Genomic DNA, 19,552 nt, shown 5'->3' with positions numbered 1-19,552 from the left:
CGGCGTCGCGACGAACTGCGGGCCGACGGTTTCGAAGGTTGGGAGGAAGGAGGTGAGTCGATCGACTGGGAGGCTCCAGCGTTCTCGGAGGAGCTTTAGTCACGCCCGGGGCGCCGGGAAGCGAGCTGGCGTCGCGCTGGCGATCATGGAGGGAGGCTGAAACATGAGGCGCAGCATCTGGGTCATGGTCATGACCGCGCTGTTGCTGCCTTGGGGGGCCGATGCCAACCAGGAGCTGCTGTCGCTCCAGAAGGACGACAAGCAGTGGGTCCTCCCGAGCAAGGACTACGCGGGGACGCGCTTCAGCACGCTCGACAAGATCAACGTCAGAACGGCCAAGAACCTCAAGCCCGCCTGGACGTTCTCGACTGGCGCCCTGCGCGGCCACGAGGGGCAGCCGCTGGTCGTGGGCAGCACGATGTACGTCCACAGCGCGTACCCGAACCACGTCTACGCGCTCGACCTGACCAAGGAAGGCGCACCCATCAAGTGGAGGTATACCCCCCGGCAGGACGACCGCGCCGTGCCGGTCGCATGCTGCGACCTGGTCCACCGTGGCGTGAACTACGTCCAGGGCAAGATCTTAATGACCACGCTCGACGGTCAGGTGATCGCCCTCGACGCGAAGACCGGAAGGGAGGTCTGGAAGACCAAGAATGCCGACCCGACCAGGGGCGAGACGATGACCATGGCGGGCCTGGTGGTCAAGGACAAGTTCATCGTCGGCGTGTCGGGCGGTGAGTTCGGCGTGCGGGGATGGGTAGCCGCCTACAATGTCAACGACGGCAAGCTGGCGTGGAAGGCCTACAGCATAGGGCCGGACGAGGACCTGAAGCTCGCCCGCGACTTCAACTCCGCCAACCCGCATTTCGGCCAGATGGGTGAGGGCACCAAGACCTGGCCGGCCGAGCATTGGAAGATAGGCGGCGGCACCACGTGGGGCTGGTACACCTACGATCCCGACCTGAACCTCTTCTACTATGGCACCGGCAACCCCGGGACCTGGAACCCCACGCCGCGCAAGGGCGACAACAAGTGGTCGATGACGATCTTCGCCCGGAACCCCGATACCGGCGAGGCGAAGTGGGGATACCAGAAGACGCCCTGGGACGCCTGGGACTACGACGGGATCAACGAGAACGTCCTGGTCGATCTGAAGATGAACGGGAAGACGGTCAAGGCGCTCGTCAACTTCGACCGTAACGGGTTCGCCTACACACTGGATCGCACCAACGGCTCGCTGCTCGTGGCCCAGCACTTCGTCCCGACGAACTGGGCGAAGAGCGTCGATATGAAGACGGGACGACCCGTCGAGGACCCGAGCAAGCGTACCAAGCAGGGGGCGGACACCAAGGACATCTGCCCCGGCGCCATGGGAGGCAAGGACCAGCAGCCCTCGGCGTACTCGCCGCGGACCCAGCTCTTCTACACGGGCACCAACAACATCTGCATGAACTACGAGGGCGTCGAGGTGAAGTACACCGCGGGCGCTCCGTACGTCGGCGCCAACGTCCTGATGTTCGCCGGCCCCGGTGGCCACCTCGGCGAGTTCATCGCGTGGGACCCCACCAAGGGCAAGAAGGTCTGGGGGGTCAAGGAGCCGTTCCCGGTCTGGAGCGGCACGCTGGTCACCGCCGGCGACGTCGCCTTCTACGGCACGATGGACGGCTGGTTCAAGGCCGTGGACATCAAGAACGGCAACCTGCTCTGGAAGCACAAGCTTGCCTCCGGATCGATCGGGAATCCCATGACCTACATCGGCCCTGACGGCAAGCAATACGTCGCCATCTACTCCGGTGTCGGTGGCTGGTTCGGGCTCCCGATCGCGGCGAACCTCCCGCCGCAGGATCCCTTCGGAGCCCTGGGCGCGGTGGGCGTCGCCTACAAGGCGGGCCTGGACAAGGTCACGACGGTCGGTGGCACCCTGCACGTTTTCGTGCTCGACTGACCACTAGTGCCGTTCCAACTATTCGCGCCTAGGAAGGCACCGTGTACGTCGTTCGTGGACAGATTTAGTATCAACAAGTTGGAACGGCACTAGCTTGGAGGGGGCGGCGGACCGCCCCCTCCAAACCTCCCCATTCACGTTGCGCGCGACACGGTCGCGCCGTCAGAGCTGGCGCTCGGATCGTGAGGTGAACACAGTGGGTCGCCGGTGGCTGGCCGGATCTCTCGGCGCGCTGCTGGTGGTGACGTCGCTCCTCGCGGGTCACGCCCTCAGCAACGACGCGAAGCCATTTCGCGTGTGCGCCGACCCCGACAATCTCCCCTTCTCCAACCAGCAACAGCAGGGCTTCGAGAACAAGATCGCCGAGCTGGTGGCGCGGGAGCTCGGCGCGCCGCTCAGCTATTACTGGTGGCCGCACCAGCGGGGACTGGTGAGGAACACGCTCCGGGCCGACCAGTGCGATGTGCTGATCGGCATCCCCAAGGGCTACGACCCGGTGCTATGGACCAAGCCGTACTATCGATCCGCCTACGTCATCGCGTACCACGAGAAGAGCGGGCGCCAGATCACGACGCTCGACGCTCCCGCCCTGCGGCAGCTTCGGATCGGCGTCCACCGCAACACGCCTCCCGAGGAGGCCCTGGCCCGACGCGGGATCCTCGACAACGTAGTCGGCTACTCGCTCTTCTACGATCCCCGCGGTCCGACGTCGGAGCGGCCCAGCAAGCTCGTGACGGACCTGGTGGTCGGCACGATCGACGTGGCCGTCGCCTGGGGCCCGCTCGTCGGCTATTTCGCGAAGAAGCTGAACGTCCCCCTCGAGCTGGTGCCCCTCACCGGTGACCCCGGCGTGCCCCTCGCCTTCGACATCTCCATGGGGGTGAAGAAGGGTGACCAGGCGTTGAAGACGCGACTGGAGGACGTGCTCGACCGCCGTCGGGTCGACATCCGGAAGGTCCTCGAGGACTACGGGGTGCCGCTGCTGCCAGCCGACGCGCCCGGGACGAAGGGGGCGGGAGGCTAAGCGGTGCGCGGTCTCGCGCTCGGCGCGGGGGTCGCCCTCGCGCTGGTGGTCGGCCTCTGCGGGCCGGCCGGCGGCCAGAGTCCCAACGCCGTCAAGAAGCTAAACCCCTACACCGGCAACGCCCAGGCGATCCAGGAAGGCCGGACGCTCTACCTGCAGCGCGGGTGCTCCGGCTGCCATGGGGTGCTGGGAGGCGGCGGCATGGGGATGCCGCTGATGGACGACGTCTGGAAGTTCGGCAGCAGCGACGAGGTGCTCTTCAAGCTGATCAAGGGCGAGATTGCCGAGAGCACGATGCCCAAGGTGTTCGGCGATCTCGAGCCGGACCAGGTGTGGAAGATGATCGCCTACATCCGCTCTCTCTACGTAGGCGATCCCAGCAGGGTCGACTGGTAGGTCTGAGCTCAGGGAGCTGGCAGGACCGGAATGCCGTAGCGGCCGAGGATCTGCTTCACCTTTCCATCGGCGAGCAGGCGCTCGACGGCGCGGTCGGCGGCCTGTCGCAGGTGTTGGTCCGCCTTCCTGGTCCCGATGGCGACCTTGAATTCCCCCTCGGGGTCGCGGATCCAGGTGAGCTCCAGGCCGGGGACCTTCCTCATCAGCCACCCGGCATGTGAGGACCACATCACGGCCGCCTCCGCCTTGCCGGAGCTCACGGCCTCTACCGCGTCCTCCGGCTTGAAGTGGACCTGGCGGGCGTGTCCTCGCTGGAAGACGAGAATGTCTCCAGGCGTCATGGCCTGCACGGCCACCGGCCGGTCCTGGAGGTCGTCCAGGCGGCGAATGCCTGAACCGGCGCGCGTTACCAGCACCTGGCCCATCACGTAGTACGGGCGGGACAGCGCGATGCGGGGGTTGTCGTCCACGAAGCGCGAGTCCAGCGGAAGGCCGAACACCAGATCGCACCGCCGGTCCAGGAGCTGGCGCGCGACGAACGCCCAGCGCTCGGTCGGCACCCAGTGGAAGCTGACATCGGACACGAGCGCCTGCGCCAGCTCGACCTCGAAGCCCGGGGTGGCGGGATCGCGGCTCGAGAACGGCAGGTTCGTGGGGTCCGCGCACACGCGGAGCTTGGTGAGATCAGCCGCCTCGAGACTCCCGACGAGGACCAGGGCGGCCGTCACGGCGACCGCTGGCAGGAGTCGCAGCATCCTCATTTCGGCTCCTGTCGGGACCCGCGCGGCCCGCTACGGGGCGCGGGTCGCTCCGAAGTTCTCGACGAGGTACTGGACGACGCTCTCGCGCTCCTGGATGCGGATCGGGGCGCCCCAGCGGATCATCAAGTCAACCGTGTGGGCCCAGCCGGCGCGGTCCAGCCGCGGGAGGTTAGGACCGTCCAGGTTGTGGCAGACGGTGCAGTGCCAACGCACCAGATCCACGCCTGAGCTTTCCGGAAGGCCCGCCCACCCGGTTTCCCGCGGCAGCGCGTCGAGGAAGGCCACGATGGCCCAGATCTCCTCGCCGGTCAGCGCATCGGCGTACGACGGCATGGGGGTGCCATCCAGACCGGTTGCGATCGTCCGGTAGAGGTCGGCCGGCGCCGAGCCGCTCCGCCTCGGCAACCGCACGAGATTGAGATCGGAGGGCAGCATCGCCTGCCCCCACTCGTCCTTCAGGTCCGGGGTGGCCGGACCATCTCCTTTTCCACCCTCGCCGTGACACTCGGCGCATCCAGCGGTCACGTACAGCGAACGGCCTCGAGCCAGCAGCTCTGGCGTGCGGCTCGGCGCCGCGGACGGCGAGATGACCGGGCCCGGCTGCTCCACCTGGAAGCGCGGCAACAGCGTCTTGATGAAGGCGACAACCGCTCGGCGATCGGCCTCATCGAGGTGGTCGTGCGGCAGCATTCCTGTCCGCGGGATGCCGTGGGTGACCGTGCGGTAGAGATCCTCGTCGCGCGGCAGCGAGCCCGAGGCGGTCGAGCGGAACTTGAATCTCCCGACGCGGAGGCTCTGCGGCCGTCGGCGGAACTGACCGGCCACCCGCCCGTCACCGTCGCCCTGCGCTCCGTGGCAGACGGTGCAGTTCACCTCGTAGACCTCCCGGCCCCACTCCACGTCGGACGCGGCGAAACTCGCCGGGGGCCGTTCCCTGCCCCCCGCGAGCACGACGGCCGCGACCAGCGCGACGAGCAGGCCCCGGCCGACACCGCGCAGGGTCATCCTCCCGCCTCCCCACGCGGCGGCGGGGCGGCGTGACCACCGTCCCGCCGCCGCCGTGAGAGGAGGGGCGACTTCACTCGGGCAGGCCGAAGACCACGATGCTGTCGCCCCAGTTGACGTTCTTGAAGAGGTGCTGCCAGCGCGGCTCCTTCCCGAACCACGCGGTCGAGCGCGTGGTCCCGCCGGCCGCGACAGCCACGTACTGCTTGCCGCCTACGGAATAGCTCACGATCCCTCCCGAGACCGGCGTCCCGACGTTGAACTCCCAGAGCTGCTGGCCGGTGCGAGCGTTCAGCCCCACCACCTTCCCCTCGGGAGTGCCCACGAAGACCAGGTCGCCACCCGTCGCCAGCGCGAAGCTGATCAGGGGAGATCGGTTCGACCACTCCCAGACGATGCGGTTGGTGTTCACGTCGAAGGCCCGGAGCACGCCCGACTGATCTCCCTTGGCGTGATGATCGTGGATCGCCCCGGTGTAGAACGCGCCGCGCTTGTACGCCAGCTCGCCCCGGAAGCCGTACATCATGCAGTACTCGTTGGCCGGGATGTAGAGGTAGCCGGTCCGCGGGCTGTAGGGCTTGCTGCCCCAGCTCGTCGCCCCCACCAGGCCCGGGCAGACCTCGACCCGCTGGCCTCCCATCTCGGGGATCTTGCTGTTGTCCTTGGCGGCTCGCCCGGTCGCCGGATCGACCTGACCCCAGTTGATCAGGTTCACGAAGGGCACGGCCGACATGAATTTCCCGTTCGTCCGCTCGAGCGTATAGACGAACCCGAGCTTGTTGGCCTGCACGACGCTCTTCACGGTCCGGCCGTTCCGCACCACGTCGATGACGAGGGGCTCCTGGGGGGTATCGAAGTCCCACGGGTCGTTCGGCAGGATCTGGAAGTGCCACTTGATCTTGCCGGTGTCGGTGTCGAGGGCGATGACCGAGTTGGCGAAGAGGTTGTCGCCCTGTCGCATCTGCGGGATCCAGGGGGCGGGGTTGCCGGTGCCGAAGAAGACCAGGTTCGTCTCCGGATCGTACGTCCCGTGGTTCCAGGCCGCGGCCCCGCCGAGCTTCCACGTCTCGCCGGGCCACGTGTTGTTGCCGGGCTCGCCCGGTCCGGGAACCGTGTAGGTCCGCCAGAGGCTCGCCCCTGTCTCGGAGTCAAAGGCCTCGATGAAGCCCCGCGGCCCCATCTCCCCGGGGCCGGCCATCCCCACGATCACCTTGCCCTTCACGATCAACGGGGCCATCGAGACGAAGTAGCCGTCCCGGTAGTCGGTGATCTCCTTGTTCCACGCTACCTCGCCGGTCTTCGCGCGCAGGGCGATCAGGCGCGCGTCGTAGGTGCCGTAGTAGACCTTGTCCTTCCACAGGGCCAGGCCGCGTGTGCCGACCAGCACCCGGACCAGAGCGGTCAGATCCTCTGGCAGCTTGTGCTCGTGCTTCCAGAGCGCCACGCCGGTCGCGGCGTCGACGGCAAAGACCTTCTGGCGGTGGATCGTCCGCGGATGGGCGGTGGGATCGGTCGCGTCGGTGGACACCGTGAACATGATCCCGTTGTTCACGAGCGGGGTGCCCTTCTGGTCTCCCCACCCACCACCCGAGAAGATCCATTTCGGCGTGAGCTTTCCGACGTTGCTCGTGTTGATCTGGGTCAGCGGGCTGTACCACCAGCCGTTGTACGTGCGGCGGTAGGTCAACCAGTTGTTGCCGTCCTTGTCGGCGTCGAGCAGCCGCGCCTCGGTCACATCCGTCCACTCCTGCCCTGGGGCGGGCGCCGGCGCGAGGACCACGAGGACGACGAAGACGAGCGATCCGAACGAGAGCAGGAGCGACGTCTTCCTGTCCATCCCCTTCTCCTTTCGTTTCCTGGGCGAGGCCAAGGGAACCGCGGTGCCGGGCGAACTCGGAGAGACTCTCACCCCCCTCTTCGGCGGGAGGCCGCTATCGGAGGGCCCTATTTACTGGCCTTCTCGGCGTGCTGTCAAGGGGCAGGCGGGCCAGGCGTAGGATCGCGCGATGCCGCTCCAGCGCCTCGCGGCGGGTGTCACCACGTCAACGATTGCCACCCGGGCATAGTTTCCCCGGCGGTGGCCCCAGCCTCTGGGCTGAACTGGGGGCTAGACTTCGTCGCAGCCGGTCAGCAGGCCGGTGACGACCTTCGACTCGTCAGGAACCGCGGCGCCGGTGGCCAACTGCTTCCGCCACTCGATCCGATACGGCACTGGAAGCGCGAGGCGCATCGAATGCAAGAGGCCGCACGCTTCTCGCGCCACGAACTCGGCCGGCACCTCGACGCGGGTTCCGGGGTCCACGTACACCACAACCTCCATGGTGTCGAAGCTGATCAGGACATTGGCAGCGAGAAGGAGCGTCGCCGCCAGACTGAAGAGCCGACGGGTCATCTGCCGTCCTCCCGGGCGAGTCGGTTCCTCACGCCCCGGGGTGTGTGCAAGGCGCGTGCCGCCCGAAGACATCGCCTTGGTGGAGCGCGGGATCACCAGGTGAGTTCGCAGAGCGCCGGGCTCAACACAGGGCCGCGCCGCTCAGGAGGGGCATCGACTCGGCGCTGAGCTGGGGCGGACGGAGCGAAGACGCCCCATCCACGTTCGGGTAAGCGCGGTCAGCGGGCGGGGAGCTCGAACACGATGCGGGCGCTGCCGGTTTCGGTCAGCGTGATGTCCTCCGAGGCGACATGGGGCGGATCGTACACGAGACGTCCCTCGGGCGTCCGCCGCAGGACGTTCCATCCCTCGTGCCAGACGGTGATGCGATAACGCCCGGCGGGGACCCGAGGGATCGTGAACTCGCCGTCCGCGTTGGTGACCGCGAAGTAGGGGTGATCGAACGCGAGGAGCCAACCGCTCATGTGGACGTGGGTGTCGCACGTCAGCGCCATGACGCCCTCGCGCTTGATCGTCCGGCGGCTCACCTGGCCCTGCGTCGGCTGCACCACGTTGAACACGGGGCGACGCGACTCACCCTCCGGCCAGGCCCGGAGGTTGTGGAGCACCGGGTCACCGTTGACGATGGCGAGCTCGCTGCCGATCCGTGTCGCGAGCACGTGGGGGACGAAGCGGCACTGCCGGTTCTCGAGCGTGAGGTCGGGCGGGTCTGGGGCGGCCGGCGCCGTCGCCCCTTCGAGGAATACCACCGCATAGCGGACGCCGCGCGTCCCTGGCGCCACGACGAGGGCGGGCGAGGGCACCGCCGTCCCGCAGACCTCGCGGTCCTTCACCACGTCGATGGGCGCGAGGATCGGCGGCTCGCCGCGGAACACGACCCGCCCGGTGATGGTGCCGCCGGCCGCCGATGCGGGAAGGACGACGATGGCGAGGAGGAAGAGCAGGGCCCGGCGCATGCTCGCCGCTACCGTCCGATCGCCACGCCCCAGGGCCCCTTGCCCGCCTTGACGGTCGCGACCACGCGCCGGGCCGCAGTGTCTATGACGGAGACGTCGTCGGAGGCGCCGTTGGCCACGTAGAGCTTCCGCCCGTCCGGCGTGACGGCGAGCCCCCAGGGGCGCCGTCCAACGGGGATGTACCCGGCCACCTTCTGCTGCTCGGCGTCGATGACCGTCACATCGTTGGAGGCGCCGTTGGCGACGTAGACCCACTTGCCCTCGGGATGGAAGACTACCCCTTTCGGCTTGGCGCCCGGCCGCTCGATCTTCAGTGTCCCGACGACCTTGTGACTGGCGGTGTCGATCACCGATACCACTCCACCGATCTCGGCCGTGACGTACGCTCGACGCCCGTCCGGCGAGAACGCGGCCTCGCGGGGCCGGCTGCCCACGAGAATCGCCGCCACGACCGCGAACGACCCCGTATCGATCACCGAGACCGTGTGGGTCGTCTCGGCCACCACGTACACGAGCCGGCCATCGGGGCTCACGGCCACGCCCTCCGGCTCGACCCCCACCGGGACCGTCTTCACGGCCGCGCCGGTCCGGGCGTCCACAACGGACGCGGTGTTGGCGTCCTCGTTCGAGACGTAGAGGTACCGGCCGTCCGGGCTCACCGCGAACGCCTCGGGGTCGCTGCCGGCCGGCAGCCTGGCCACTACCTGGCGGGTGGAGGTGTCCACCACCGCGATGACGTCTTCTTCACCGAGCGCCACGTACACGTTGCGGCCGTCGGGGCTGATCGCGATCCCGCGCGGCCGGTCGCCCACCTTCACCGTCGCCACCACCGTGTCGGTTGTCGCATCGATGATAGTGATGTCGTTGGAGCGCTCGTTGGAGACGTAGACGAGCGAGCCGGCCATCGCAGGCCAGGCGGCTAGCGTGACCAGCACCGCGCCGAGCATGGATCCCCGCAGCGCCGTCATCGTGTCAGCTCCCGACAGCGCGTTTCGGTGCGGCCGATGCCGATGGCGTCGAGGTCCTCGCGCGGCGCCTGGGCCAGGACTTCGAACGGCCCCCGGGCGCCGCCCACTTCCTCCCGGCGTCGCGGCCCGATGATGTACAGCGGCTGGCGCAACTGCTGGTCCCAGGGCCTGAAGGTAAGTGCCGCGCCTTTGTGTCCGTCGAAGGGCGGCGCCATGCCCAGGAACGCGCGCAGGCCGGCCGCATCGCCAGCCCCTCCTCGCACCGCGCCTTCGCCGATCATCTTCATCGCCGCCCGGGCCGCCCACGCCGTCTCGTCGAGCGGCACGCCGAAGCGGCGACGAAAGCGACGGTTCAGCTCTCGGGCGCTGAAGCGCTCGAGCTCGTGATGCCAGCCGACGACCCAGAAGCCAGCTCCCTCCTCGGGACCGAAGTCGGCTACCGCGTCGGCGCCGATGCCGGCGAACGGGACGCCAGCGGCGCGCAGCCGCCCGGCCGCCTCCCGCTGGGAGGCGGCGTCAACGGCGATGAGCGTGATGTCGGTGGCAGCCGCGCCCGCGCTCAGGGCGGCCCCGAGGCGACCGGCGGCCCGCTGCGCGGCCGCTTCGATCTCCCGTCCGCGCGGGCTGCCGTCGGTCACGATCGCCCACCGACGGAGCCGGCGCGGTCCGGCAAGCCACTGCGCGAGGGCGTCTACGCACATGGTGACGCTGGGGGCGAGGTGGTAGCTGTGGCGCTCGCAGCGCTCGCCCCGCAGGGCGTCGTCCTGCGCGCCGGCGTTGAAGAAGAGCCGGGCTTCCGCGGCGGCGACGTCGCGCAGCGCCTCGGCCTGGCCGGGGCCCGCTCCGCCGATGACCGCGATCACGCCCTCGCGCGCCAACGCGCGGGCCGCAACCCCCGCGCCGCGAGCGTCAGCCGCGGTCGCAGCTGCGAGCTGCAGGCGCCGGCCGAACATCGTCGCCAGAGCGTTGGCGTCCTCGAGCCCGAGGGCGGCGCCGTCGGCGAGCGCCCGCCGATCCGGGGGCCGGACGAGCCCGACCAGGACTGTTTCCTCGCCGAAGGCGCGGCGCGGAAACAGGCCCGTGACGGCGGCCGTCGCAGCGAGCCGGAGAAACGCGCGGCGAGGGACCGACGCCATCACATCACCAGCCTGAGCCAGCGGCGCTGACCCGCTGACGCGTGGGCGAGCAGCCAACCGTCCACGCCCCAGCGACGCCCCGCGCGGGCGCAGAGGAAGATCAGCATCGACGTCACCAGCAGGAGATGAAACCCCTGCTGCCCGAAGCTCATCCACTGGGTGGCCAGACCGAAGTTCAGGGCCATGAAGAGGCCGACGAGCGCGGCCAGCCCGGTGAGAAAGCCGACGACGAGCCCCAGGCCGACGGCGACCTCACCGTAGGCCTGGAGCGTGGCGAAGAACTTCGCGTTGGGAACGACGCTGCCCTCGAGGAAGTCCTTGTACCAGAGGACCGGGTTACCGGCGGCAAACTCGCCCACCCGCTTGGGGTGGAAGCCGAGAAATCGGGCCGACACCGCCGGGTACGGGAGGACGCCATCGACCCAGGCGATCGCGAGCTTCGTGGAGACCGCCTTGAGGAACCATGCGCCGACCACGATCCGCAACACCGCGATCCACCGCTGTGATCCAATCATCCGCTGTGTGGGCCGGACGGTAATATGCGGCGGCGACCATTGTCAACACGCGCTCGGCTCGCCCGACCTGAGTCCTCGCTTGACCGCTCCGAGGCCGCCTGCCAGCGGTGCTTGGCGTGGCTGGTGAGTGGTGGATCGGGCCTGGATGACGCGGCTCGCGCTGCCGGAGGGCGGGCGTGCGAGTTTCTGTCACCGCATGCCCTTTTGGCTCCTCGTCCTGGTCCGCCCATTTTCCGTCGCCCACCGCGCGGGGCGTTTCACGTCAGATAATTGGCCCCTTTCGTCGCCTCCCCGAGGAGTTGGTACTCGTCTTGCGTTCACTGCTCGGCATGCGGGGGCGTTGGATCATCTGGTGGCTCTTGCTCTATCAGGCGGGAGCGGAGGGCGCCTACGTTGGGCATGCCCTGCCGCTGCCAAGTCAGTCCGATTGCCACGCGGTCAGGGAAGCCCTACGTCGCTCAGTTGACCCCCTCCCAGTCGTCGCATACGTCTGCCGCGAGGGCGGTCGAGAGATTCCAGTGGCCTCGGCGTCAGGACAGTCGGCCAGCGCTCGGACCTCGTCGGCGTGGAAGCCGATTGACGAGCTGGAGTAATCGACCTGTATCTGATCCGTCCCACCGTCGTTGACAAGTGCTCTGTCCGCTCCGGTTTTGGCAAGCGATCTGACCGCTCTTGGCTACGCCGCACCTTCATGGTCCTCCGCCGTAGCCCGGGTGTAGGTCATCGCCCTCCCGGGGCGGTATTCCAACCCGGCGGCCTGCTGGGAACGGTCAGGTGACTTGCTCTCGGCCGGCGGCCGGATGATGTGCTCCCGACACACAGGTGTTATAAGCACGCGCATGGTGGCGCTCGTGGCGGCGTGGGGCGTCGGCCTGCTGCTCACCGCGGCCGCGGTGGCCGCGGAGCCGGCGCTGGTCGCGCCGGCCGGATTCCGCGTCCGCGTCTTCGCCTCGGGCCTGGGCGCGCCGCGGGCGATGACCGTCGATCCGGTGGGCACGCTCCTGGTCTCCGTGCCCGCCGAGGGGCGCGTGCTCGCGCTGCCCGACCGGGGGGGCCGCGGCCGGGCCGACGAGGCGATCACGGTGCTGGCGGGGCTGGAGCGTCCCCACGGGCTCGCCTTCCGCGACGGCGATCTGTACGTGGCCGAGACCGGGCGCGTCGTCCGCTTCCGCTATGACGCGGGCACCGTGACGGCGCGCGACCCCGTGGTCATCGTCCCCGACCTCCCGGCGGGCGCCCACCACTGGACGCGCTCGATCGCGTTCGGGCCCGACGGCAGAATGTACGTCGCCGTCGGCTCGTCCTGTGACATCTGCCGCGAGCAGGATCCCCGGCGCGCCGCTATCGTCCGCTACGAGCGCGATGGCTCCGCCCCGCGGCTGTTCGCCACCGGTCTCCGCAACCCCGTGGGTCTCGCGTTTCATCCCGGTACCGGCGCGCTCTGGACGACCGTCAACGAGCGGGACTGGCAGGCCGGTGGAGCGCCCGCGGACTACGTGACCGAGGTCACCGCGGGAGCCTGGTACGGCTGGCCCGACTGCTTCGCCGCGCGCGGGCTCGCTGCGCCCGATCCCGAGCTGCCCGGGCGCCGCGACTGCCGGGCGATGGCGCTGCCGACCGTGGAGATTCCGCCGCACTCCGCGCCGCTCGGCTTCGCGTTCTACACCGGGGGGCAGTACCCGCGCGCCTTTCACGGCAGCCTTCTGGTCGCGTATCACGGCTCGCGGGCCGGTCTTCCGCGCGCGGGCTACAGGGTCGTCCGAATCACGCTGTCGCCGGGCCAGCCCCCACGGGTCGAGGATTTCATCACCGGCTGGGCCGAGGCCGGCCAGATCACCGGGCGACCCGTGGATCTCGTGGTGGGCGCGGATGGGGCGCTCTACGTCTCGGACGACCACGGCGGCCGCATCTTCCGCGTCAGTTTCCGACCGTGACCGGCAGGAGCGCCCGCCGTCAGCGCCCCTTGAGGACGACGAAGAGCCACTGCCCGACGAGGCCCATGACCGGCGGGAGCAGCACGCCCGGGATGAACCGCGCGAGGGTCAGCGGCCAGCCCAGGAGCGGCGCCTCATAGGTCAGCGTTCGGATCGGACTCACCAGAGTTTTCGCCGTCAGGAGAGCGATCAGCGGCCCGGGAGCGGCGCCGCTCCGGAAGAGGTTCGCCGCCACCGGAAAAAACAGATACGGCCCACCGGGCATCACGAGCCCGGCGAACCAACCCAGCACGATGCCGCGCGCTAGGTGCTCGCTGCCCAGCCAGCGTGACAGGACCGGCTGCGGCACGAGCACCTCCAGCAGGCCAGCGAGCAGGAACCCGAGGAGCAGCTCGGCCCACACTCCCTTGAACAGGCGGCCGGCGGCGGCGAAGCCGCGGAGCGGTAGCGCCGGGTCCTGCAGGAAGGCGGCGCCGACGGCGAGCGCCGTCAGGCCGAGCAGCACGAGCAGCGTGGCGTCCAGCCGGCGCTTCCTCATCCGGCCGCGGCCGGGGCCTGCGGCTGTCGATACTGGAAGGCCACCGGTCTGGCCGCGACATCGTCCGCTTCCTCGCGCGCGGCCTCCACGATCGCGTGATGCGGCGAGAGCGAGCAGGCGGGATCGGTCACGCCGGCGGCGCCGGTCAGGTGGAACGCCTGACAGCGGCAGCCGCCGAAGTCCAGGGTCCGCCGGTCGCAGCTCCGGCACGGCTCCGGCATCCACTCCTCGCCCCGGAAGGCGTTGAACCCCGGTGAGTCCTGCCAGATGTCGGCGAGGGCGCGGTCCCGCACGTTCTCGAACGTGACGTCGGGCAGCGTGTGCGCGGCGTGGCAGGGCAACACCAGCCCGTCGGGGCTGATCACCAGGAAGCGCCGGCCCCAGCCGTCCATGCAGGCCTTTGGGAAGCGCGCGTAGTAGTCAGGCGTGACGAAGAGGATTTCCATCGTCCCGCGAAGCCGGTCCCGGGCGGCGGCCGCCACCGCCCGCGCGCGCTGGATCTGCTCCCGCGTCGGCAGGAGTGCCCCACGGTTGAGCAGCGCCCAACCGAGGTACTGGGTGTTGGCGAGCTCGAGCCGGTCGGCGGCCAGCGACTCCGCCATGGCGATGATCTCGGCCAGGCGATCGAGGTTGTGGCGATGGAGGACGACGTTGAGCGTCAGCGGAAAGCCGAGGTCCTTCACCCAGCGGGCCACCTCGAGCTTCCGGGCGAACGACCGGTGCCCGGCGATGCGGTCGGACGCCCCGGCCTCGACGTCCTGGATCGAGAGCTGGACGTTGTCGAGGCCGAGCGCGCGGAACCGGCCAAGCCGCTCGAGGGTCAGCGGAATTCCGCTGGTGATCAGGTTGGTGTAGAGGTCGAGGGATCGCGCCCCTTCGATCAGCGTCTCCAGGTCGCCCCGGATCAGCGGCTCGCCGCCGGTCAGGTTGAGCTGGACCACTCCCAGGTCTTCGGCCTCGCGAAGGACCCGGAGCCAGGTGGCGGTGTCGAGCACCTCGCCGTGGCGGGCGTAATCGAGCGGGTTGGAGCAGTACACGCAGCGGAGAGGGCAGCGGTACGTCAACTCGGCCACCAGCGTGTACGGTCGGTAGGCGCCGCTCACGAGCCGTCCTTCACCAGGCCACGGTCGGTCATGGCTTGCAGGAACGCCAGGATGTCGCGCTCCACTCGCTCCCGCGGCTCGGCGAGGCACTTGGCGGCGAGCTGCTCCACGATCGCTTCGACGGTGTGCTCGCCGGTACACAGGGACACGACCGCCGCCGCCGTCGGATTCAGGGCCAGCCCCTTCTCGGGATAGAGCAGCAGGTATTGCTGGCCGCGGCGGTCGAAGCGGACCCGGACCTTGGGGGCCAGCCGCGGCCGGCTCGTGGGTGCGATCATGCGCGTCCGCCGGCCGGTCCCCAGCCGGGCTCGATGTACGCCGCGTAGAGGCAGTCGAGCAGGTGCCAGAGGATCTCTGTCTTCCGGATGAGCGCGGCCACGCAGCGGGTCTGCAGCTCGTAGCTGGTCGCATGGCGGGTAACGAAATCCATCGCCTCCAGGGAGTCGCGCCGGGCCCGCGGCACCCGGGACCGGAAATACTCAAGCATCTCGCGGCTGATCCAGGGATAGTGGCGCTCCCACGCCGCCAGCCGCCGCGTCATCAGGTCGGGCGCGAAGAATTCGGTCAGCGACGACGCCACCGCTTCGACCAGACTGCGGTCGCGCACGAGGTCGACGTAGGCGTCGCTCGCGAACTTGACGCCGGGCAACACCGAGCGGCAGCTCGCCACCTCCTCGCGGTCGAGCCCCACGCCTTCGGCCAGGCGGAGCCAGAGGTCGAGCCCCCCCGGCTCGTCGCCGTTGCCGTCGTGGTCGTGGATCCGCCGGATCCACATCCGACGGAAGGCCGGATCCTCGGACTTCGAGAGGATGATCGCGTCCTTGATGGGGACCCGCGTCTGGTAGTAGTAGCGGTTCAGGACCCACTGTTGAAGCTGGCGCTGGGTAAGCTTCCCCTCGTGCATCATCAGGTGGTAGCGGTGATGGTCGTGATAGCGCGTCTCCCCCTCACGCCGAAGCCATTCCACGAAGGCATCAGGGGGCAGCGACGCGTGCGGTTGCGCCTCGATCACAGGACCACCTCCATGCCGTCGTAGGCCACCTCCCAGCCCTGCCGATCGACCGCCTGCCGCTCCGGCGAGTCCTCGCGGAGCAGGGGGTTGGTGTTGTTGACGTGGATGTAGATCCACCGTCGAGCGCCCGGCACCGGTCCCAGCACCGCCATGCTCCCCTTCGGCCCGCCCACGGGAACATGGGCCATGTCCTCGGCCCGCTGCGTGCCGAGCCCCTGCGCCGGCAGCTCGTCGTTGGACCAGAAGGTGCCATCGAAGAACAGGCAGTCGGCCCCTTCGAGCACCGCCCGCACCGCGGGCGTCACCGCGCCGACGGCCGGGGCGTAGACCAGCGTCCGCCCGGTCCTCGACTCACGGATTCGCAGGGCGACGTTGTCCTCGGGATCGGCCGGCAGAAGCCCCTCGAGGTGGATCGGCAGCTTGCCGGGAACGGCGATGGCCGAGAGCACGAGGCCGGTCGGCCGGCCATCGGCGGTTATCTCCTCCTCGTGGCCAGGCTTGAGCACCCGCCACGTCACCTGCCCGGGAAACCGCAGGAGCGTCCGGTAGAGGACGTTGCCCTCGGTGAAGCCCCGCCGCACGCGGTCCGTGGCGTACACGGTGAGCGGGTACGACTCGCGAAGGGAGAGCAGCCCGAGGCAGTGGTCAAGATCGCCGCTGGTGAGGACAATACCCGCCGCCGGGGAGTGCCGCGGGGCCCGCGGGTGGAGCGGCGGGAAGCTCTCGATCTGGGCGCGGATCTCCGGCGAGGCGTTCAGCAGGAACCATGCCTGGCCGTCGGCGCTGACGGCAACACACTCCTGGGTTCGCGCCGTGGCGCGGACCGCGCCCTCGCGCATGCCGCGACAGTTCTGGCAGCCGCAGTTCCACTGCGGCGCCCCGCCTCCAGCGGCCGAACCCAGGACCCGGATATGCACTCGTCACCGAAGATGACGCAGCCCTTCACGCCGGCCGTTAGGTCGTCAAGAAGGGCCGCTCAACTGGGCGGGGTGTCCGCCCCTAAAAGGGTTCCGAGTCGTCCCGATCGAAATCGTCTTGATACGAGTTGATCTCGGCGTCCATCTTGATCTCGACGAAGGCGGGCGTCTCCCAGGTCATCGGCGTTCACCCCCCTGTCCGCACCGACGTAGAGCGTCTGCGGGATCGGAGGATAGTAGAGGCGCCGGCCCCTGTCAAGGCGCTTCCCGACCCCTCTGCGTTACGGGCCCCGCCCAGACGACACATCCGAGCGGCGTGCGCGCCTGGCCAGCATCCGTTGCCACAGCAGCGACAGGAGCAGGGACGCGGCGCAGGCGGCGGGGAGTGCCGCGAGCTGCAGGGGCGTGGCCCCCAGCTCCCGACGCAAGATCAGGCCCGTGAAGGGGCCGGTGACGGAGGCGGACGCCGTGACGAGCAGCGCGGCCGAGATCTCGATCCGGACCACGCGGCGGAGATCGGGGTCGAACCCGCCGAGCGGCGGGCCCAGGAGCGACCGGAGCGGAGCCATGGCCCCTACCGGGCGCGGTCGCTCGCGCTTGTCTCTAGGGGGGCGGTGAGGTCGGACCCGGCGGAGAGAGCCACCGCCGCCAGGGCGGTGACGACGATGAGCAGGAGTCCCGCGAGCGCCAAGCGCCAGATGAGCGACACGCGCCTCGATAAGGCAACAGTCGTTCCAGATGCGCGCGGGATGAAAACGTCGCCTTCTCGTAGGGTTGTAAACGACGATCCGGAGCGGGCGCGTTCATGATCCGACACACGACGTCACGTCGGTGACAAAACGGCGCCCCCGCGGAGCAGGAGGGCGCGGCTCGCCGCCTCAGCCGTGGAGGTGGCGGCGGGCGTCGGCGCGCGCCTGGTCGAGTACCTCGCGCACGGGCAGCGACTTCTCACGCGCGATGCGCGCCACCTCGGCGAACTCCGGGGTCACCGTGACGATCCGTCCTTCGAGCCGGGAGACCTTGAAGGTAATGGCCCCGTAGGCGGTCGGCAGGGTGACCATCTCCCGCTCGAGCCGCGCCCGCTGCCACTCGGACCAGCGGACGCCGATGGTACTCGACTCCTCGAAGAGCACGCGCGAGAGCGCCCCCACCGCATCCGGGGGACCGAGCGCTGTCACCACCACCCCGGGGCGGCTCCGCTTCATGACGACGGGGGTGAGGAACACGTCAAGGGCGCCGGCCTCGAAGAGCCGATCGATCAGGGGCTCGTAGAGCTGTGGGGACATGTCGTCGATCGTCGTCTCCACCTGGGCGATCGTCTCCTGGCCGGTCGGGGCACCGGTGTCGCCGACGAAGCAGCGGAGCACGTTGGGCGCGTCGAGGTCCCTGGTGCCGGCGCCGTAGCCGACGCTCGTCACCGTCATGGCCGGCATCCGCCCGGCGCCGGCGGCGAGCGTGGTGAGGATCGCCGCACCCGTCGGCGTCACCAGCTCGGCCTGGACCGCCGTGTCGACGATGGGAAAGCCACGGAGCAATTCGGCGGTCCCCGGCGCCGGCAGGGGGATCTTGCCGTGGGGGCCCTCGGCGAAGCCACCGCCCAGGGGCAGGGCGGACACGTACACCGCTTCGACGCCCAGGAGCGACAGCCCGATCACGCCCCCCGTCACGTCGATGATCGCGTCCACGGCCCCTACCTCGTGGAAGCGGACGGCGTCCCGGCTCGTCCCGTGCACGCGGGCCTCGGCGTCGGCCAGGCGCGCGAAGATGCGCCGGGCCTGGTCCTTGACGGCCGGCGCCAGCGTGCTCTCTTCCAGGATGGCGAGGAGGTCGCCGAGCGAGCGTTGCGGGTGGTGGGCGCGGTGATCGACCTCGACGTCGATCTTCATCGCGCGGAAGGCGCCCTTGCGCACCTCCCGCGCCAGGAGCCGCCACCCGCTCAGGGGCAGCTTGCCGAGCTCGGCGCGGAGGGCCTCCAGCGGCGCCCCGGCGTCGACCAGCGCCGCCATGATCATGTCGCCTGCGGCCCCGCTGGGGCAGTCGAAGTAGACGACGCGCATGTCGCGTCAGCTCAGTCGGAGGGGGTGGACGTTACGGCCCCCTCCGAGATTCATAGTCAGAGAGGGCCTCACGGCCCCCTCCGAACCACCCCAAAGGGATGGCGCCAGCGGAGCCGGCGCTCGAAACGCCGAGCAGTGGTCGCAGTGAGTTGGCAGCATTCGCCGACAGACCGTCAGCGCTTGGCGACGAGGTGGTTGATCAGGCTGGCCTGGTGAGCGGCGCCGTAGCCGTTGTCGATGTTGACGACGGACACGCCGGGGGCGCAGGAGTTCAGCATCGCCAGCAAGGCCGCGATCCCGCCAAAGGAGGCGCCGTAGCCGACGCTCGTCGGCACCGCGATCACCGGCCGGTCGACGAGCCCGCCGATGACGCTGGGCAGCGCCCCCTCCATCCCGGCAACGGCGACGATAACGTTGGCCCCGGCGAGCGTGTCGTAGTGGGCTAGGAGCCGGTGCAGGCCCGCGACGCCGCAGTCGTAGATGCGCTCCACGTGATCGCCGAGCGCTTCGGCCACGAGGGCGCCCTCCTCGGCCACCGGCAGATCCGAGGTCCCCGCCGCGACGACGGCGATCAATCCGAGCCCCTCGGTGGGGACCGGCCGGATGACGAGCAGCCGCGCCTCGACGTGGTACACGTGCGGGAGCCCGGCGGCGGCGACGGCGGCGGCGATGCCGGGGTCCGCGCGCGTGGCCAGCACGTTGAAGTGGTGTTCGGCCAGACGCCGGCCGATGGCGACGATCTGCTCGGCGCTCTTGCCCTGGCAGAAGATGGCCTCGGGCGCCCCGCCACGCAGGGCGCGGTGCTGGTCCACCTTGGCGAAGCCGAGGTCCTCGTAGGGCAGGCCCCGCAGCCGGGCCAGGGCCGCCTCGACGCTGAGGCGTCCCGCGCT

22 protein-coding genes are annotated in these 19,552 nt (G+C 69.6%); 4 read left to right on the top strand and 18 right to left on the bottom strand.

The window, feature by feature from the left end:
* The first annotated feature begins 163 nt into the window (after positions 1-163).
* The 3 genes from VGV13_00700 (at position 164) to VGV13_00690 (ending at position 3,368) form a co-directional block, all read left to right on the top strand.
* Positions 164-1,948 (top strand): methanol/ethanol family PQQ-dependent dehydrogenase, encoded by a 1,785-nt coding sequence (locus VGV13_00700; protein ID HEV8639601.1) that lies wholly within the window; start codon positions 164-166, stop codon positions 1,946-1,948.
* Between the two features lie 187 nt (positions 1,949-2,135).
* Positions 2,136-2,972, top strand: coding sequence for a substrate-binding domain-containing protein (locus VGV13_00695; protein HEV8639600.1), 837 nt, complete (start codon positions 2,136-2,138; stop codon positions 2,970-2,972).
* Positions 2,973-2,975: 3 nt separating this feature from the next.
* Positions 2,976-3,368 (top strand): c-type cytochrome, encoded by a 393-nt coding sequence (locus VGV13_00690; protein HEV8639599.1) that lies wholly within the window; start codon positions 2,976-2,978, stop codon positions 3,366-3,368.
* A gap of 8 nt (positions 3,369-3,376) precedes the next feature.
* Here the strand turns inward: VGV13_00690 and VGV13_00685 are convergent, their stop codons facing one another.
* The 8 genes from VGV13_00685 to VGV13_00650 all read right to left on the bottom strand — a co-directional run bounded on the left by VGV13_00685 (position 3,377) and on the right by VGV13_00650 (position 11,071).
* Positions 3,377-4,129: a transporter substrate-binding domain-containing protein gene (locus VGV13_00685; protein HEV8639598.1), complete on the bottom strand. Its 753-nt coding sequence runs from the start codon at positions 4,127-4,129 to the stop codon at positions 3,377-3,379.
* A 30-nt stretch (positions 4,130-4,159) separates the two neighbouring features.
* A complete protein-coding gene (locus VGV13_00680; protein ID HEV8639597.1) occupies positions 4,160-5,134 on the bottom strand; it encodes a cytochrome c in 975 nt (324 codons plus the stop codon).
* A 73-nt stretch (positions 5,135-5,207) separates the two neighbouring features.
* Complete coding sequence (locus VGV13_00675) at positions 5,208-6,971, bottom strand: PQQ-dependent dehydrogenase, methanol/ethanol family (protein ID HEV8639596.1); 1,764 nt, start codon at positions 6,969-6,971, stop codon at positions 5,208-5,210.
* Between the two features lie 270 nt (positions 6,972-7,241).
* Entirely contained in the window at positions 7,242-7,526 is a 285-nt protein-coding gene (locus VGV13_00670; GenBank protein ID HEV8639595.1) for a hypothetical protein, read from the bottom strand.
* A gap of 218 nt (positions 7,527-7,744) precedes the next feature.
* Positions 7,745-8,482, bottom strand: a complete 738-nt coding sequence (locus VGV13_00665) for a hypothetical protein (GenBank protein HEV8639594.1) — start codon at positions 8,480-8,482, stop codon at positions 7,745-7,747.
* Positions 8,483-8,490: 8 nt separating this feature from the next.
* Positions 8,491-9,450 carry a PQQ-dependent catabolism-associated beta-propeller protein gene (locus tag VGV13_00660; GenBank protein HEV8639593.1) on the bottom strand — a complete coding sequence of 320 codons (960 nt, stop codon included), beginning with the start codon at positions 9,448-9,450 and terminating at the stop codon, positions 8,491-8,493.
* Complete coding sequence (locus VGV13_00655; protein ID HEV8639592.1) at positions 9,447-10,586, bottom strand: ABC transporter substrate-binding protein; 1,140 nt, start codon at positions 10,584-10,586, stop codon at positions 9,447-9,449. The genes VGV13_00660 and VGV13_00655 overlap by 4 nt, the downstream gene beginning before the upstream one ends.
* On the bottom strand, positions 10,586-11,071 hold the full coding sequence (locus VGV13_00650) for a TQO small subunit DoxD (protein HEV8639591.1): 486 nt from the start codon (positions 11,069-11,071) through the stop codon (positions 10,586-10,588). The genes VGV13_00655 and VGV13_00650 overlap by 1 nt, the downstream gene beginning before the upstream one ends.
* Before the next feature lie 869 nt (positions 11,072-11,940).
* On the opposite strand from VGV13_00650, the gene VGV13_00645 reads away from it, so the two are divergent.
* Positions 11,941-13,035 carry a PQQ-dependent sugar dehydrogenase gene (locus VGV13_00645; GenBank protein HEV8639590.1) on the top strand — a complete coding sequence of 365 codons (1,095 nt, stop codon included), beginning with the start codon at positions 11,941-11,943 and terminating at the stop codon, positions 13,033-13,035.
* A gap of 19 nt (positions 13,036-13,054) precedes the next feature.
* Here VGV13_00645 and VGV13_00640 read toward each other — a convergent pair whose 3' ends face one another.
* The 10 genes from VGV13_00640 to larB form a co-directional block, all read right to left on the bottom strand.
* Positions 13,055-13,573, bottom strand: coding sequence for a permease (locus VGV13_00640; protein ID HEV8639589.1), 519 nt, complete (start codon positions 13,571-13,573; stop codon positions 13,055-13,057).
* On the bottom strand, positions 13,570-14,676 hold the full coding sequence (pqqE, locus tag VGV13_00635) for a pyrroloquinoline quinone biosynthesis protein PqqE (GenBank protein ID HEV8639588.1): 1,107 nt from the start codon (positions 14,674-14,676) through the stop codon (positions 13,570-13,572). Before pqqE ends, VGV13_00640 begins: the two co-directional genes overlap by 4 nt.
* Entirely contained in the window at positions 14,673-14,954 is a 282-nt protein-coding gene (gene pqqD, locus VGV13_00630; GenBank protein HEV8639587.1) for a pyrroloquinoline quinone biosynthesis peptide chaperone PqqD, read from the bottom strand. The genes pqqE and pqqD overlap by 4 nt, the downstream gene beginning before the upstream one ends.
* Complete coding sequence (gene pqqC / locus VGV13_00625) at positions 14,951-15,688, bottom strand: pyrroloquinoline-quinone synthase PqqC (protein ID HEV8639586.1); 738 nt, start codon at positions 15,686-15,688, stop codon at positions 14,951-14,953. The genes pqqD and pqqC overlap by 4 nt, the downstream gene beginning before the upstream one ends.
* Positions 15,685-16,605 (bottom strand): pyrroloquinoline quinone biosynthesis protein PqqB, encoded by a 921-nt coding sequence (gene pqqB, locus VGV13_00620; protein ID HEV8639585.1) that lies wholly within the window; start codon positions 16,603-16,605, stop codon positions 15,685-15,687. Before pqqB ends, pqqC begins: the two co-directional genes overlap by 4 nt.
* Before the next feature lie 82 nt (positions 16,606-16,687).
* On the bottom strand, positions 16,688-16,786 hold the full coding sequence (gene pqqA / locus VGV13_00615) for a pyrroloquinoline quinone precursor peptide PqqA (GenBank protein HEV8639584.1): 99 nt from the start codon (positions 16,784-16,786) through the stop codon (positions 16,688-16,690).
* A gap of 100 nt (positions 16,787-16,886) precedes the next feature.
* A complete protein-coding gene (locus VGV13_00610) occupies positions 16,887-17,174 on the bottom strand; it encodes a hypothetical protein (protein HEV8639583.1) in 288 nt (95 codons plus the stop codon).
* Between the two features lie 5 nt (positions 17,175-17,179).
* Complete coding sequence (locus VGV13_00605) at positions 17,180-17,314, bottom strand: hypothetical protein (GenBank protein ID HEV8639582.1); 135 nt, start codon at positions 17,312-17,314, stop codon at positions 17,180-17,182.
* 169 nt (positions 17,315-17,483) lie between these two features.
* The gene (larC, locus tag VGV13_00600; protein HEV8639581.1) at positions 17,484-18,662 is read right to left on the bottom strand and encodes a nickel pincer cofactor biosynthesis protein LarC; all 1,179 of its coding nucleotides are present in this window, start codon (positions 18,660-18,662) and stop codon (positions 17,484-17,486) included.
* Positions 18,663-18,835: 173 nt separating this feature from the next.
* A partial coding sequence (larB, locus tag VGV13_00595; GenBank protein ID HEV8639580.1) for a nickel pincer cofactor biosynthesis protein LarB occupies positions 18,836-19,552 on the bottom strand: 717 nt, incomplete at its 5' end.

Source organism: Candidatus Methylomirabilota bacterium (assembly GCA_036001065.1).
Taxonomy (GTDB): domain Bacteria; phylum Methylomirabilota; class Methylomirabilia; order Rokubacteriales; family CSP1-6; genus MNEF01.
The sequence above is the reverse complement of the archived record's forward strand: the minus strand, read 5'-3'. Positions and strand labels throughout refer to the sequence as shown.

Bases quoted from the DNA above. Each gene is read 5' to 3' on its own strand.
- VGV13_00700 (HEV8639601.1), top strand. From the start codon at position 164: ATGAGGCGCAGCATCTGGGTCATGGTCATGACCGCGCTGTTGCTGCCT.
- VGV13_00685 (HEV8639598.1), bottom strand. From the start codon at position 4,129: ATGAGGATGCTGCGACTCCTGCCAGCGGTCGCCGTGACGGCCGCCCTG.
- VGV13_00680 (HEV8639597.1), bottom strand. From the start codon at position 5,134: ATGACCCTGCGCGGTGTCGGCCGGGGCCTGCTCGTCGCGCTGGTCGCG.
- VGV13_00675 (HEV8639596.1), bottom strand. From the start codon at position 6,971: ATGGACAGGAAGACGTCGCTCCTGCTCTCGTTCGGATCGCTCGTCTTC.
- VGV13_00670 (HEV8639595.1), bottom strand. From the start codon at position 7,526: ATGACCCGTCGGCTCTTCAGTCTGGCGGCGACGCTCCTTCTCGCTGCC.
- VGV13_00665 (HEV8639594.1), bottom strand. From the start codon at position 8,482: ATGCGCCGGGCCCTGCTCTTCCTCCTCGCCATCGTCGTCCTTCCCGCA.
- VGV13_00660 (HEV8639593.1), bottom strand. From the start codon at position 9,450: ATGACGGCGCTGCGGGGATCCATGCTCGGCGCGGTGCTGGTCACGCTA.
- VGV13_00655 (HEV8639592.1), bottom strand. From the start codon at position 10,586: ATGGCGTCGGTCCCTCGCCGCGCGTTTCTCCGGCTCGCTGCGACGGCC.
- VGV13_00645 (HEV8639590.1), top strand. From the start codon at position 11,941: ATGGTGGCGCTCGTGGCGGCGTGGGGCGTCGGCCTGCTGCTCACCGCG.
- VGV13_00640 (HEV8639589.1), bottom strand. From the start codon at position 13,573: ATGAGGAAGCGCCGGCTGGACGCCACGCTGCTCGTGCTGCTCGGCCTG.
- pqqD (HEV8639587.1), bottom strand. From the start codon at position 14,954: ATGATCGCACCCACGAGCCGGCCGCGGCTGGCCCCCAAGGTCCGGGTC.
- pqqA (HEV8639584.1), bottom strand. From the start codon at position 16,786: ATGACCTGGGAGACGCCCGCCTTCGTCGAGATCAAGATGGACGCCGAG.
- VGV13_00610 (HEV8639583.1), bottom strand. From the start codon at position 17,174: ATGGCTCCGCTCCGGTCGCTCCTGGGCCCGCCGCTCGGCGGGTTCGAC.
- larC (HEV8639581.1), bottom strand. From the start codon at position 18,662: ATGCGCGTCGTCTACTTCGACTGCCCCAGCGGGGCCGCAGGCGACATG.